The sequence below is a fragment of the Dyadobacter sp. AC419 genome, from assembly GCF_979253085.1.
In genome coordinates this window covers 290,376-304,321 of record NZ_CEEDCD010000024.1, presented here as the reverse complement: position 1 = coordinate 304,321, position 13,946 = coordinate 290,376, and the positions used below count along the sequence as shown (strand labels likewise).

Here is a 13,946-nt window from a genome sequence, read left to right as displayed (position 1 = left end):
ACCTTTATTCGAAGAAATTGAGCTTATTATTGAGTAAATATTATGAGCGCCAGGGCCGGCTAATCGTCTTCTTCTTCCTTAATGATGATTTTTTTGGGAGGGATAAGGTTTTCTTCAAGACCTTCTGCTTTCACTTTTTCAATGATCACCGATTGCAGCCCGCTTTTCATGTATTCAGCATGAATGGAAGTGTATTCTGCCCGAAGATCGTCCACTTCTTTTTTCAGCTTAATGCTGTTGCGGACATATTGCTCGGACTGAAATCCAATGCGTTCATAAGCAACGAGCAAGATCACGATCCAACCGAAATAATAAAAATACTTGACGGGAAGGCGTTCCTCTTTTCCCGGCGCTTTCTCTCCGAAAACCTTGTCAAGTGGCAGAAACTTGTTCAGCCAGTTGAATAAATGATATTCCCGCTTGCGCTTCGCTGGTTTTGGAGGCTTAGGCGGAATAGGCTTAGGTCTTCGTTTATTTTCCGACATTCTCAAGTGGGATTTTAAAAACTATAATTTCTCTGCTATCCGTAATTTGGCACTTCTTGCACGCGGATTACGGGCCACTTCTTCGGGAGTTGCTTCCACCGGCTTTTTGGTAACGCTGTTAAGCGGCCTTATCGCATTTCCATAGAAGTCCTTTTCTAGTTCTCCGTCAAATTTTCCCTTTAAAATGAAGTTTTTAACCAAACGATCTTCAAGAGAATGATAGGACATCACAACCAGCCGGCCGTTCGGATTTAGCACTTCGGGAACCTGCGTCAGAAACTCTTCCAGCACAGCCAGCTCATCATTCACCTCAATCCTTAATGCCTGAAAAACCTGCGCGAAATATTTATTTTCACGATGTTTCGGTGCATAGCGCATCAAAATTCCTTTCAGTTCGGCAATCGTTTCAATCGGGGAATTGTGTCTTGCAGAAAATATCGCTTCTGCGGCCGTGCGCGCATTGGTAACCTCGCCATACATGCCCAAAATGCGCTGCAATTCAGCTGTCGACCTCGAATTAAGGACTTCCCGGGCCGTCTTGTCAATGTTAGGGTTCATGCGCATATCCAGGTCCGCGTCAAAGCGCGTTGAAAATCCCCGTTCGGGCGTATTGATCTGGTGCGAAGAAACGCCGAGGTCCGCCAGAATGCCGTCTACTTTTTCCGCCTTATGCAGTTTGAGATAGCGTTTCAAATGCCGGAAATTGGCTGCTATGAATGTAAATCTTTTGTCATCTTTGAATTCCGCAGCATTTGCCGCCGCGTCCGGGTCCTGATCAAAAACCAGCAGTCGTCCGGTCGTAAGTTTTTCGAGAATCGCGCGGGAATGTCCGCCGCCACCAAAAGTCACATCCACATAAACACCCTCCGGTTGAATGTTAAGCCCTTCAAGGCATTCGGACAACATGACAGGCTCGTGATATGTACTTTGTAAATCCATTTGTTAAAAGCAACGTACTTAGGAACTAATTCTTGCCAGGGGGCAGTTACAAACTTAGCAATTTTCAAGCGTACGAATTGCTGTCAGCAAAGGATTTAATTTCGGCACCTTACCGTTAATTTAATAATAACCCACTGTATATGAGAGTCATCAATCAGCTTGCGGCAGTATTGATTTTATTTGCCATGATCAGCTGCAATTCTTCGGCTGAACCCGACCTGAAAACGGGCATCTGGCGGGCAACATTGAGCCGGGAGGAGAACAAGCTTCCATTCCTTTTTGATCTTGCTAAAAATCCCGATGGCAAAACCTATTCAGTCACGGTCATCAATGATACGGAGCGGCTCAAAATGGACACTGCGTTTTTTCAAAATGACTCGCTGGTAATCCCTATGGAGCTTTTTGACATGAAAATCGTGGCAAAAGCCGAAGCGGAACAGTTGAAAGGCACCTATTATAGAATTGCAAATGGCAAAATTTCCGGCGGCATTCCGTTTGAAGCTAAGTTTGGTCAAAATTATAAATTCTTCAAGCCGGGTGAGGCAAAGAGCGCAAAATCCGTAGCCGGAACCTGGGACGCAACATTCATTACCGAAGCAACCGGCGACACCACGCAATCCGTCGGAACGTTTGTGCAAAAAGGAACCGACGTTACCGGATCCATTTTGACAACAACCGGCGATTATCGTTTCCTCACCGGAAGCGTTCACGGCGACAGCCTGTTCTTATCAACATTCGATGGTTCCAATGCCAAACTTTTCAAAGCCGCCATTCAAAACGATGGTTCTTTAAAAGGCTCTATGTGGTCAGGAATCAAAAGTGTGAGAAGCTTTACTGCCAAGGCGAACAAAAACGCCAAACTGCCTGATGCTGGCGGACTTACATTCCTGAAACCAGGTTTTGAAACGGTCGACTTCACATTTCCTGATTCGGACGGCAAACCGGTTTCACTGAAAGATCCGCGGTTTAAGGACAAAGCGGTGATCATTCAGATCATGGGTTCGTGGTGCCCAAACTGTATGGACGAAACCAATTTCATTGCGCCCTGGTATAAGAAAAACAAAGATCGCGGTGTGGAAGTCGTGGGGCTGTCTTTTGAAAGATCAGCAGATCCAAAAGTTTCTAATCCGAAGCTAAAAAGAATGATCGAGCGCATGGGAATCGATTATCCGATTTTGCTTGCTGGCACCAACACCGACGAAGCGACTGCCAAAGCATTGCCTATGCTCAATAAAGTAATGTCCTATCCCACAACCATTTTTATTGATAAAAAAGGCAAGGTGCGCGAAATCCACACGGGTTTTTCAGGCCAGGGAACAGGCGTTTATTTTGACGAATTCGTAACAGATTTTAACAGCTTAATGGATAAGCTGATTGCAGAAAAATAGTTTTTTAAGAGCGCATCGTCAGTTCATTCCGGCGATGCGTTTTTTATTGAACTAAATTAGTATGCTTGCATAATACTCGACTGATTTCTTACATTTGTGACAAGGGGCACTCCCGATACTATTAAGCTTTTTCAGACGATGCGCAAGGAAAAAACCATCGATTTCCAGATAAAATGGGCATGGCATTCGATTTCGAGAATGTACAATGCTTACGCTGCACGTTTTGACACAACCATGGCCGTGGGCTATGTCTTGCTCAATATTGACATTGAAAATGGCACGCCTGCAACCAAAATTGCGCCATTATTAGGCATGGAACCGCGCAGCCTTGTGCGCATGCTGAAAAACCTCGAAGAGCGGGGACTGATCAAACGCGAAGTGAGTGAACAGGATAAACGCTTTGTCCGGATCGTGCTGACAGACCTTGGAAAAGAAAAGCGTGAGCTGGCCAGGGAAGGCGTAATTTCCTTTAATACAATGATCCGGGATAAAATTCCTTTGGAAAAACTGGTCGTGTTTTTTGATGTAATTAAAGATATCAATAAGCTGGTGGAAGAGGAAAATCAGAAACTCAAAGCCGGCGAAATACAGGAAGAGCTTTAAACCAAACCTTTAAATAATGAATCGTTCAATTCGTAAAGTAGCCGTTTTGGGCTCGGGCATTATGGGATCGCGCATCGCGTGCCACTTTGCCAATATCGGTGTGGAAGTTTTGTTGCTCGACATTGTGCCAAAAGAGCTCAATGACGCTGAAAAAGCCAAAGGACTTACCAACGAGCATCCTGTATTTCGAAACAGGATCGTGAATGATGCATTACAGCAAGCAGTCAAAGCGTCACCCGCTCCATTATACAGCCCGAATTTCGCGACGCGGATCAAGACAGGGAATTTTGACGATAACCTCGCCGATATCAAAAATTACGATTGGGTGATGGAAGTCGTGGTGGAACGGCTTGATATTAAGAAAAGCATTTTTGAAAAAGTGGATGCGCTGCGCAAACCGGGCACATTAATCACTTCCAACACTTCCGGAATTCCCATTCACTTGATGGCAGAAGGCAGGAGTGACGACTTCCGTAAACATTTCTGCGGCACGCACTTCTTCAATCCGCCACGTTATCTGCGACTGCTCGAAATTATTCCGACGCCCGAAACAGATCCTGCAATTGTCGATTTCCTGATGCATTATGGTGATCTTTTCTTAGGCAAAACGACTGTGTTAGCCAAAGACACGCCGGGCTTTATTGCCAACAGACTTGGGATTTACGCATTGATCCAGACCATTCGCGTGGCGGCTGAAATGGGTTTGAGCGTCGATGAGGTGGATAAATTAACCGGCCCGGTTGTCGGTCGTCCCAAATCCGGGACTTATCGCTTGTCCGACGTTGTGGGCTTGGACACAACGGTGCATGTGGCCAACAATTTATATGCTTCCGGCGAAGGAAAGGATGAATCCCGCGACGCTTTTGTAATGCCCGAGGTGATGCAAAAGCTTTATGACAACAAATGGCTGGGCGATAAAACAGGTCAGGGTTTTTATAAAAAAGTAAAAGACGAAAAAGGTAAATCCGTCATTCTGGCGCTGGATTTCAATACATTAGAATACAAGCCTTCAGAAAAGGTAAGGTTTGAAACATTGGAAGTAACGAAGGCCATAAGCGACGTTTCAAAGCGTTTCGGCGTGCTTGTGGGCGGCCGCGATAAGGCAGGCGAGTTTTACAGAAAGACATTTTCCGACATTTTCAGATACGCCTCATTGCGTATCCCTGAGATTTCAGACGAGATTTTCAGGATCGATCAGGCCATTTCCGCAGGGTTCGGCTGGCAATATGGCTTGTTTGAAACCTGGGATGCGATCGGCGTGAAAAACATGCTTTCTATCATGGAAAGCCTTGATATGAAGCCTGCTGACTGGGTTTATGAAATGATTGCGGCAGGAAATGAGTCATTTTATAAAGTAGAAAACGGCAAGCGTTCCTATTACGACATTGTTTCAAAAACCTATAAAAAAATCCCCGGTCAGGAAAGCTTCATCTTGCTCAGCAATTTGTCAGATAAAATTGTCTGGAAAAATGCCGGTGCAAATCTGTATGACATTGGTGACGGAATTCTGAATCTGGAATTCAAGTCGAAGATGAATACGATGGGTTCGGAAGTGATTGAAGGGATTAACAAAGGCATTAGTCTGGCAGAAAAGGATTTCCGCGGATTGGTGATTGGAAACGAATCCAGCGAAGCATTTTCGGCGGGTGCCAATCTGGCCATGCTGTTTATGTTTGCCATTGAGCAGGAATTCGACGAGATCAACATGGTGATCGCGCAGTTTCAGCAAACCATGATGCGTGCACGATATTCATCGATTCCGGTTGTAACCGCGCCGCATACGCTTGCGCTCGGTGGCGGTTGCGAACTTAATCTGCATGCGGATAAAGTTGTAGCACATGCAGAAACCTACATTGGCCTTGTGGAATTTGGCGTCGGAATTATTCCGGCAGGCGGCGGCACAAAGGAAATGGCGCTTCGTTGCTCGGATATGTATCAGGCGGGTGACACGGAGCTCAACATTCTGCAGACCGCTTTCATGAACATTGCACAGGCGAAAGTTTCAACTTCTGCGCAGGAAGCGCGTGAAATGAATTATTTGCAGGAAAAAGATCAGATTGTTCTCAACCGTTCACGACTGATTGTGGAGGCAAAACAAGCTGCGATTGATCTGGCGGATAATGGTTATACGCAGCCGAAACAGCGAAATGACATCAAAGTGCAGGGCAAAACGGGCATTGCTTTATTTATGGCGGGCATCGCGCAAATGCGTTTGGCCAATTACATTTCGGATCACGATGCGAAGATTGCGAACAAGCTGGCTTATGTCATCAATGGCGGCGATCTGAGTTATGCACAAAATGTGACCGAACAATATCTGCTCGATCTGGAACGCGAAGCATTTCTGTCCCTATGCGGTGAAAAGAAAACACTGGAGCGGATGCAAGGCTTGCTAAATGGCGGCAAACCGCCCAGAAACTGATTATTCGAGAACAAGCAGATCTTTCCTAATTTGTCAAGGGAATTATTGTTTGACCGATTAATGTTTTGCAATTAGCAGGATATTCGGTGAAATGTTCGATATTTAGAAATAATCATCTTATGAATGGGTGATGCGGACGATTCGCCTACATGCTAAATCGACTAAAAGTACATTTGATCAACAATGATTTCAAAAAAAGCAAAATACGCGCTTAAAGCGTTGAAGGTCTTGGCAGAACAATACGGAAAAGGACCCGTTTTGATCTCCTATATCGCTGAGAAAGAGAAAATTCCGAAAAAATTTCTAGAAGCAATCTTACTGGATTTGCGTAACAATGGTGTGCTGCAAAGTCAGAAAGGAAAAGGAGGCGGTTATTTATTGAGAGTGCCGCCGGGTGAAGTCAATTTTTCAAAAGTGTTACGGATCATCGATGGTCCGATTGCGCCGGCGCTTTGCGTTTCAATGTTCTTCTACGGAAGATGTGATGATTGTAAAGATGAGGAAACTTGCAGCTTGCGATCCGTGCTTGAAAGATGGCGTGACGCTAACCTTGCCGTTTTGGACAGAACAACGTTAAACGACCTTTTGCAAGCGGAAAACGCGCAGCAATCAGACTTGTTATCTCAATTATAAGCGATCCTTGCGCACATATAAGCGTGTGTCATCAAAGTCGCCGATGTATTGATAATTACTTTGAACATATTGAAAAAGCTCAGGATAACTCGTTATTCCCTGGGCTTTTTTGTTTTGCACCCACATGCTGTTTTTCCCAACCGCATCGAGCACAACAGCAGGCTTAGTTCGGTGAATGTCAGAAAGATAGCGCTTCTTGTATGCATCCTGCATGGCATGATTGAAAATGGAACGCTCGGAATGGTTTTCAGCAGTGCCCTGCGCGAGCTGAGCTTCTACATAATAAACACATTGCCAGCCCCATACGACCATATAATCGCCATTTTTACTATATTTCTTTAATGCTTTTACAACTGGGCTTTGTGCCAGCGCCCGGGCTTCAACGGATACGAATGCATTGAGCCTGCGCTCTTTAACAAAATAATAAGCGTCATTGCCAGCAAACCATAACAGCACGGTTGCAGGAAAAACAACCGACCACTTTTCAATGCGGGCGAGTCCGTAGGCGGCAAGAAGCGTCCATGGAATGATGCAGAAATTCAGATAATGAATAAAGTCGTTGCCGGATTTGGTAACAGCGAAAATGCTTGAAATGAGCAGGGCAAAGATGGTTATCGGCACCAGCATGTCATGCTTCCTACCAGAAATGCTTTTTACGATCTGGAAAAAACCTGCAATAATCGGAATGATGAGTGCAATGGTAAAGACCTGGAAATCAGCACTAAGTTTGATAATTTTTACAAATTGAGCCGGAATGTCAAGCATTCCTTTTCCTCCAGCATAAATCGCATTGCCAAAAATATAGAAATCAAGCAAATCAGTAAAGACATTGAATGCAAGCGTCCAGAGCAGCACAATAGTGGGAAATGTTAGCCCCCCGAGCAACAGCAGAATGACTGGCTTTCCTTCTTTTTGTTTATTAAACCATTGGTAACCAACCCATAACCCTGCCGCAGCCAAAACCAGAGCCTGGGGAACAGCTTGCAGCTTTGCAAAAGGAATTGATCCGGCAACTAGTCCGAGTAAAAATAGATTCTTGCCGACATTTCCATTGTTAATGCTTGCGCGGGAAAGCAACCATAAGCATAAAGAAAGGAGAAAAACTGGCAGCTGCTCGCTCGAATAATGTACAAAGTCAACTTCTTGAGTGAATGTTAAAAAGAGAAGCGGCGGAAGGAAAGCTTTCCTCGCAATGGAAGTTCCGAACCAGTTTTTTAAGGTAAGAAACAAGAATAAAAGCGCTCCACCCGCACAAAGAAGCCCCATTATGCGTCCGGAAGTGTAATCGATCTGAAAACCCAGGAGTTTAGGGATAACCAGCAAATAATTGTCGAGCGGGCCAATGGTCGTGCCGTCTACCGAACGCCAATAAACCGGATCCTGAAATAAGGTGATCGCATGGCTTAGCATCTGGCTTTCGTCAGGATTGAGCTCCCTATTGAAAACGATCACCGGTAAACGCATGAAAATCAGCAATGTAATTGCTGATAGGATAAATATTCTGGTGGAAATTGATTTGTAAAAACCACTAAAAATAACAAACGCCGCCAGCGCATAACCAATGAACCAATATACAGGCGGTGAGTTGTCAAAAGTGATCATACGACCTAACTGAAAGTGTCTACTTTCTCAACGAAATCGCGGTAATGAACGGCAGGAATGAAGTGCTGCTGAGAACGATATTGTAATACCATAAACACCAAAAACAGCGAAATCAGGAAGGATTGCAGCATTAAGATCATGAGCGTGCTGCCCAAAGTGGATGCCCAGCCCGGCGTTGCATTGCCGATGAGTTTCAGGAAAATGATGAAAATGATAAACGCGATCGCTATGCCTGACATAAAGATTGAGAAGATTAAAATGCGGACTGCCGTGGTGTCAACCAGCACGGAAATTGCGCTTAATCCATGCAAAACAAGCGAAACGAAGTTCATTTTGCTTTCTCCGGCCAATCTCTTTGCCCGGTTCGTCAGGACAGAATCATAGGGAATTCTTGATCTGATGATTCCGCCCGGATAATTGTTCCAGATTTCGGAAACGCGCACGAGGTTCTGCAAGCGGTTCTGAGGGACAAGACTGAAATTGCCAAAAGTGATTACTTTTCCAGTCAGCATTTTGAATAACAGCTTGTAAATCACGTAGAACGACCGGAAAAGTAGATTTTCCGTGCGCTTATTCCGCTCAGCAAAAATAATTTTACCCGGCTCTTGTAAAGATCTTTGCGCCAGTAAGTTAATGTCGCTCGGAGCATCTTCCCCGTCGGCATCCATAACGATCACTTTGTCAGCAGCAATGTGCTCAGCGACGTATGAAAGGCCGATTGCGATGGCTTTCTGATGGCCGAGATTGCGATATAGGCGCAGAACCTTTATCTCTTTACCGCCAAATTTGACAAACGGCTGTGTTCTGTCTTTGGAAGAGCAGTCGTCGACAATAAAAAGGGTTGTGTTTTGCAAGATCGAGGGGTTCAAATCCTCGTTGATCTTCTGTATAAGCAGGTTCAGCGCCTCCCAGTCGTTGAATTGCGGAATGATAATGACAAAATTTTCTGGCATGGGGGAGGAGTTTGAAAGCCTCCGAAATGACTTCGGAGGCTTTTAAATAATTAAACTGTTTTTACTCCTAATCGGGAAGAAATACCGTCGTGAATTTGGGTAAGCGTCTCAGTCAGGCCATATTCCCAGTTCCATCCCGGATAATGTGATTTGAACTTCGAAAGGTCGCTGACATACCAAATGTGGTCGCCGATCCTATTCGTTTCTGAATATGAGTAAGATAATTTGTTTCCTGTAATCTGCTCGCACAATGCAATGGCTTCAAGCATTGAGCAGTTTGCAAAACGTCCGCCGCCCGCATTGTAAACTTCGCCCGGACGTGGATTTTGATAAAAATGCCAGAACATGTTTACAAGGTCATGGCTGTGAATGTTGTCACGAACCTGTTTTCCTTTATAACCGAAAATCGTGTAGTGATTTCCTGTAATCGCGCATTTCATCAAATAAGCAAGGAATCCGTGCAACTGCGCTCCCGAGTGGTTTGGGCCTGTAAGACATCCGCCTCGGAAAACCGCTGTTTTCATGCCGAAATAACGGCCATATTCCTGCACCATAATGTCGGCAGCCACTTTTGAAGCGCCGAAAACAGAATGTTTTGTGTGGTCAATGCTATGTTGTTCGTCGATCCCGTTCTCGAAATATGGGTGATTCTGATCAATTTCCCAACGCGTTTCAAGCTCGATCAATGGCAGATAATTTGGATTATCACCATAAACTTTATTCGTGGAAGTGAAGATGAACACAGCTTCCGGCGTGTGCAGGCGTGTCATTTCCAGCATATTAAGCGTTCCAACTGCATTTACACCAAAATCCGTGAAAGGCTCTTTCGCTGCCCAATCGTGACTTGGCTGTGCTGCTGCGTGGATAATAAGCTTAATGTCGTTTCCGTATTCTTTGAAGATGGGTTCCAGCTGGCTAACCTCACGAATATCAGCTGAATAATGCTTGTAATTGTTGAACTGATCCTGGATCCTGTTGCGGTTCCATTCTGTATTTCCGTCAGCTCCGAAAAAGTATTCTCTCAAATTATTATCAACCCCAATTACCAGATCAAACTTATCCGCTAAAAAAGCAACCGATTCACTTCCTATGAGTCCGGCAGAGCCGGTTACCAAAGCTATATTCATGTTTTTGTGTACTTTTAATTGCTTGTCTATGCTCGATTATTACCAATGTATCCTGCCTCGAATACGTAAAGTAAATTAAAAATGTTCAATTGTCACAACTTCAGTTAGTCTATGGACACCTGTAAAAGGAATAATACGCCAGACCCTATATTGAAATTGTTCAATCGGTTCTAAATGCTGTTTCAAAAAAAAGATATCCCCGGAGAAACGAGGATATCTTCAATATGTTGGCAAGAAATGCTGTTATTGTTTTACAACTGCACTGGATTCGCCGCTGTATAATTTTGCTCTGATGTCGTTTACACGCGTTTCCAGCTCAGGTTTGGCTTCGTATTTGAGAGACATTTGACGTGGTAACGAGTCCGGGCTTACGCCGTAAACAGTTTCATTGCCGACATTCAGGTCTTTCTGCTCAATGTGATTGTATTTCTGATATTCGCAAGAAGATAGCAACGCAACACCGGCAACAAATGCAACAATTTTATAGAATTTCATTTCTTTGATCGTTCATAGTAATATGGGCAAAAATAACCGTCATTTTCATAACCACCAAATCAGCCCGGACGAAATGTTACTTTTTTAATTCGGCCAATTCATTACGCACAAATTGCATCAGATCAGTGATATGCTGTTCCGAAAAGTCAAAAGGAATGTTGGCAGCCTGATAAATTTCCCCGATGGTTGCCGTATAGCCCAGTTTCAATGCGTCCAGGTAACCTTTCAATCCTTGCTCAGGATTCTGGCGATAATTTTTCCAAACCCCAATGGCTCCCAATTGCGCGATGCCATATTCTATATAGTAGAACGGAACTTCATAAATGTGTAACTGACGCTGCCACAGGTATTTTTTATAAATTTCCAGATTCGACCAATCCATTACATTATCCGTAAACTCGCCATAAATGCGCACCCATGCTTCCGTGCGTTGTTCGGCCGTGTGCGCAGGGTTTTCGTACATCCAATGCTGGAATTTATCCACAGTTGCAACCCACGGCAATGTTTCAATGATTGATTCCAAATGCTGGATCTTCGCTCTTTTCAAATCATTTTCGTTTTCGAAAAATTCATCCCAAAAGTCCATTGTGATTAATTCCATGGACATAGAAGCGAGCTCAGCAACTTCCGAAGGCGTGTGTTTGAACGAGTTAAGCTTCAAATCCCGGGTCACCAGCGAATGCACTGCATGGCCTCCTTCGTGCAAAAGCGTCACCATATCGCGCAAATTGGACGTCGCATTCATGAAAATAAACGGAACGCCAATTTCATCCAGCGGATAATTATAACCACCCGGCGCTTTTCCTTTCCGCGATTCCAGGTCAAGATGCTTCATCGTTTTCATGGTGCGCAGGCAGTCGCCCAGAAACGGATCCAGACGAGAAAAACAGCGGATAGTTTTATCCAAAAGCTCTTCACCCGTTTCAAAAGGTTTCAACGGCGCAAGTCCCTGCGGGTCCACTTTTGTGTCCCATGGACGCAGCTGATCGACTTTCAACGCTTGTTTTCTGCTTTCAGCCATTTCATCGAGCATCGGCACAAGGGCTTTTTTTACAGAATCATGAAAATTGAAGCAATCCTGAGGCGTGTAATCAAAACGGCCCATCGCCGCGAACATATAATCGCGATAATTGGCGAAACCTGCATTTTTACCAACATTATCCCGAAGCGAAACGAGCTTGTTCAGCAGTTCGTCCAGTTTTTCGTGATCTTCATAACGTCTGCCGCTGATCGCGCGCCAGGCTTCTTCCCGCACATTCCGGTCTGTCGATTGCAAACGGTCGGCGGCTTTTTGCAAAGTCATTTCTTCGCCGTCCAATGTCACCGTCATCGCGCCCGCAATGGCTCCGTAGTGGCGCTCCTCGGTTTGCATTTCTGTGATCAGCGGAATGTTCTCATCGCGGAAAATCTCAATGGCCTTCTTCATGCCGCGGATCGTGATGGCAAATCCGGCTTCGGTCAGCTCGCTCAGGTAAGGGCTGTCCACGACTTTTTTGTCCAGCGCATTGCCGTATTCAGCAAGTTTAGGCTGGATCTCGGAGATGAAAAATTGCAAGGCATTGATAAGGCTGGTATTTGCCGTGTCGCAAGTCTGGCGGATATATCGCCACGCAAAGTTTTCTGACAAATAAGATTCAATTTCGCTGCGATCCAGAAACCATTGCTGTAAATCCTGGGCCGAGTTGATTTCCCTGTTTTTCAAATTTTCAAAAAACGGCTCAACATCTTCCCATTTTTTCAAATCAAATTCTTCCCCAATAAAAACCCTTTTCGCCCGGGTCGGTATATCAATAATGTTGTCGTTAGTCATTTTTAATGTTGCTTATTACTAATTTTTCAAAGTTAAATCCGAATTGCAAATTATTAAACAGAGTCCGCGCGTTGCGTTGTGTCCGTTAAATTATCCGTTACAACGTTTTCCGTTTGGTTAACATTCGCGAAGGCGTATTCCATTTTACTGCGGTCGAATTCTTTTTCATTGTTTGCAAGCCAGATTGTGGCAACGCCGTTTCCGATAAAATTCGTGATCGCGCGCGCTTCGGACATGAACCGGTCGACGCCCAGCAAAAGTGCCAAACCTTCGACTGGGATCACTTTAATGGCTGTTAATGTGGATGCTAGCACCACAAATCCGCTTCCGGTTACGCCGGCGGCTCCTTTGGAAGTGACCATCAGAATGCCAATCAGCGACAGGATTTGTCCGAATGTGAGATGCACATTGAAAACCTGGGCCAGAAAAATCGTCGCCATGGATAAATAAATCGTCGTGCCGTCGAGATTAAAAGAATAGCCAGCCGGAACAACCAGCCCGACAACCGGCTTGGAACAGCCCATGCGCTCTAATTTGACCATTAGCGAAGGTAAACCCGCTTCGGAAGACGATGTTCCCAGCACAATCAGCAATTCTTCACGAATGTATTTCAGATAGGACCATAAATTGATCTTGTAAGTCCGTAAAACGAGCCCCAGCACACCAAAAATGAAGATCGCCATCGTGGCATAAACCGTTCCCATCAGCTTGGCAAGCGGCAACAATGTATCAATGCCGTATTTCCCAATGGTGTAAGCCATTCCGCCAAATGCTCCGATAGGCGCAAAAATCATCACCAGATGCAGGGCGCGAAAAACATATTTAGATGCGAAATTCAGCCATTCGGTCACTTTTTCCTTTCCCGAATATTTGCTCAGAACCGTTCCTAAAACCAGTGAAAACAGCAGCACTTGCAGCGTAACATTGTCCAGAAAAAACTGTAACCAGCTAAAATCCTGAACCTTACTAGTGTAAACGGATGCGTCACCTTTCTGTAAAGTGCTGGTTACGACGCCTTTTCCGGGCTGGATGATGTTAGCAACGACAACGCCGACAATGAGCGCAAACGTGGTCACAACTTCAAAATAAAGCAATGCTTTCGCGCCGACTTTCCCAACCTTCTTCAAATCACCCATCCCGATAATGCCGAGCGTGATCGTCAGGAAAATGATTGGATTGATAAAAATCTTGACGATGGAGATAAAACCCTTTCCCAAAAACTCCATTTCAATGGCCTGCTGCGGGAAATAGTGCCCCATGAGCGCACCGGCAGTTATGGCAGTCAGAACCCAGAATGTGAGATTGGTGAAGAGATTTTTCAAAATGTTAAAGGTCTAAATGCTGGGCAGTTGGCGCCAGGTTTCAATTTACAATAATAAAAGTCTGAGGAATTGTCCGTTCGAAGGAAAAAGTAAATTTTTACTAATTATTTATATTTGGTCTAAATTATAATTTATATTTGCCTCCATCTACTGGCCAACTTTAATAC

General features: G+C 44.7%; 12 protein-coding genes. 4 read left to right on the top strand and 8 right to left on the bottom strand.

Annotation, left to right across the window (positions count from 1 at the left end; genetic code table 11):
- Window positions 1-59: 59 nt before the first annotated feature.
- Both AC0IYG_RS23640 and rsmH read right to left on the bottom strand, forming a co-directional pair.
- Window positions 60-485: an FtsL-like putative cell division protein gene (locus AC0IYG_RS23640; protein ID WP_471713525.1), complete on the bottom strand. Its 426-nt coding sequence runs from the start codon at window positions 483-485 to the stop codon at window positions 60-62.
- Window positions 486-506: 21 nt separating this feature from the next.
- Window positions 507-1,424, bottom strand: coding sequence for a 16S rRNA (cytosine(1402)-N(4))-methyltransferase RsmH (gene rsmH, locus AC0IYG_RS23635; protein ID WP_471713524.1), 918 nt, complete (start codon window positions 1,422-1,424; stop codon window positions 507-509).
- 140 nt (window positions 1,425-1,564) lie between these two features.
- Here rsmH and AC0IYG_RS23630 point away from each other — a divergent pair, with 140 nt between their 5' ends.
- The 4 genes from AC0IYG_RS23630 (at window position 1,565) to AC0IYG_RS23615 (ending at window position 6,470) form a co-directional block, all read left to right on the top strand.
- Window positions 1,565-2,812 carry a peroxiredoxin family protein gene (locus tag AC0IYG_RS23630; protein WP_471713523.1) on the top strand — a complete coding sequence of 416 codons (1,248 nt, stop codon included), beginning with the start codon at window positions 1,565-1,567 and terminating at the stop codon, window positions 2,810-2,812.
- A gap of 138 nt (window positions 2,813-2,950) precedes the next feature.
- Window positions 2,951-3,415 carry a MarR family winged helix-turn-helix transcriptional regulator gene (locus AC0IYG_RS23625; RefSeq protein WP_471713522.1) on the top strand — a complete coding sequence of 155 codons (465 nt, stop codon included), beginning with the start codon at window positions 2,951-2,953 and terminating at the stop codon, window positions 3,413-3,415.
- A gap of 16 nt (window positions 3,416-3,431) precedes the next feature.
- The gene (locus AC0IYG_RS23620; protein ID WP_471713521.1) at window positions 3,432-5,837 is read left to right on the top strand and encodes a 3-hydroxyacyl-CoA dehydrogenase/enoyl-CoA hydratase family protein; all 2,406 of its coding nucleotides are present in this window, start codon (window positions 3,432-3,434) and stop codon (window positions 5,835-5,837) included.
- Between the two features lie 183 nt (window positions 5,838-6,020).
- The gene (locus AC0IYG_RS23615; protein ID WP_471713520.1) at window positions 6,021-6,470 is read left to right on the top strand and encodes an RrF2 family transcriptional regulator; all 450 of its coding nucleotides are present in this window, start codon (window positions 6,021-6,023) and stop codon (window positions 6,468-6,470) included.
- On the opposite strand, the gene AC0IYG_RS23610 is transcribed toward AC0IYG_RS23615, so the two are convergent.
- From AC0IYG_RS23610 to AC0IYG_RS23585, 6 genes are all read right to left on the bottom strand, one after another.
- Window positions 6,465-8,072 (bottom strand): hypothetical protein, encoded by a 1,608-nt coding sequence (locus AC0IYG_RS23610; protein ID WP_471713519.1) that lies wholly within the window; start codon window positions 8,070-8,072, stop codon window positions 6,465-6,467. The genes AC0IYG_RS23615 and AC0IYG_RS23610 overlap by 6 nt on opposite strands.
- 5 nt (window positions 8,073-8,077) lie before the next feature.
- Window positions 8,078-9,025, bottom strand: coding sequence for a glycosyltransferase (locus AC0IYG_RS23605; protein WP_471713517.1), 948 nt, complete (start codon window positions 9,023-9,025; stop codon window positions 8,078-8,080).
- Between the two features lie 50 nt (window positions 9,026-9,075).
- Window positions 9,076-10,152, bottom strand: a complete 1,077-nt coding sequence (locus AC0IYG_RS23600) for an NAD-dependent epimerase/dehydratase family protein (RefSeq protein ID WP_471713516.1) — start codon at window positions 10,150-10,152, stop codon at window positions 9,076-9,078.
- A gap of 243 nt (window positions 10,153-10,395) precedes the next feature.
- A complete protein-coding gene (locus AC0IYG_RS23595) occupies window positions 10,396-10,647 on the bottom strand; it encodes a hypothetical protein (RefSeq protein WP_471713515.1) in 252 nt (83 codons plus the stop codon).
- 76 nt (window positions 10,648-10,723) lie between these two features.
- The gene (locus AC0IYG_RS23590; protein WP_471713514.1) at window positions 10,724-12,457 is read right to left on the bottom strand and encodes a M3 family oligoendopeptidase; all 1,734 of its coding nucleotides are present in this window, start codon (window positions 12,455-12,457) and stop codon (window positions 10,724-10,726) included.
- A gap of 53 nt (window positions 12,458-12,510) precedes the next feature.
- Complete coding sequence (locus AC0IYG_RS23585; protein WP_471713513.1) at window positions 12,511-13,779, bottom strand: cation:dicarboxylate symporter family transporter; 1,269 nt, start codon at window positions 13,777-13,779, stop codon at window positions 12,511-12,513.
- Window positions 13,780-13,946: the final 167 nt, after the last annotated feature.

Excerpts from the sequence above, each read along its gene's own strand:
- AC0IYG_RS23640 (WP_471713525.1), bottom strand. The coding sequence starts at position 485 with ATGTCGGAAAATAAACGAAGACCTAAGCCTATTCCGCCTAAGCCTCCA.
- rsmH (WP_471713524.1), bottom strand. The coding sequence starts at position 1,424 with ATGGATTTACAAAGTACATATCACGAGCCTGTCATGTTGTCCGAATGC.
- AC0IYG_RS23630 (WP_471713523.1), top strand. The coding sequence starts at position 1,565 with ATGAGAGTCATCAATCAGCTTGCGGCAGTATTGATTTTATTTGCCATG.
- AC0IYG_RS23625 (WP_471713522.1), top strand. The coding sequence starts at position 2,951 with ATGCGCAAGGAAAAAACCATCGATTTCCAGATAAAATGGGCATGGCAT.
- AC0IYG_RS23620 (WP_471713521.1), top strand. The coding sequence starts at position 3,432 with ATGAATCGTTCAATTCGTAAAGTAGCCGTTTTGGGCTCGGGCATTATG.
- AC0IYG_RS23615 (WP_471713520.1), top strand. The coding sequence starts at position 6,021 with ATGATTTCAAAAAAAGCAAAATACGCGCTTAAAGCGTTGAAGGTCTTG.
- AC0IYG_RS23610 (WP_471713519.1), bottom strand. The coding sequence starts at position 8,072 with ATGATCACTTTTGACAACTCACCGCCTGTATATTGGTTCATTGGTTAT.
- AC0IYG_RS23605 (WP_471713517.1), bottom strand. The coding sequence starts at position 9,025 with ATGCCAGAAAATTTTGTCATTATCATTCCGCAATTCAACGACTGGGAG.
- AC0IYG_RS23600 (WP_471713516.1), bottom strand. The coding sequence starts at position 10,152 with ATGAATATAGCTTTGGTAACCGGCTCTGCCGGACTCATAGGAAGTGAA.
- AC0IYG_RS23595 (WP_471713515.1), bottom strand. The coding sequence starts at position 10,647 with ATGAAATTCTATAAAATTGTTGCATTTGTTGCCGGTGTTGCGTTGCTA.
- AC0IYG_RS23590 (WP_471713514.1), bottom strand. The coding sequence starts at position 12,457 with ATGACTAACGACAACATTATTGATATACCGACCCGGGCGAAAAGGGTT.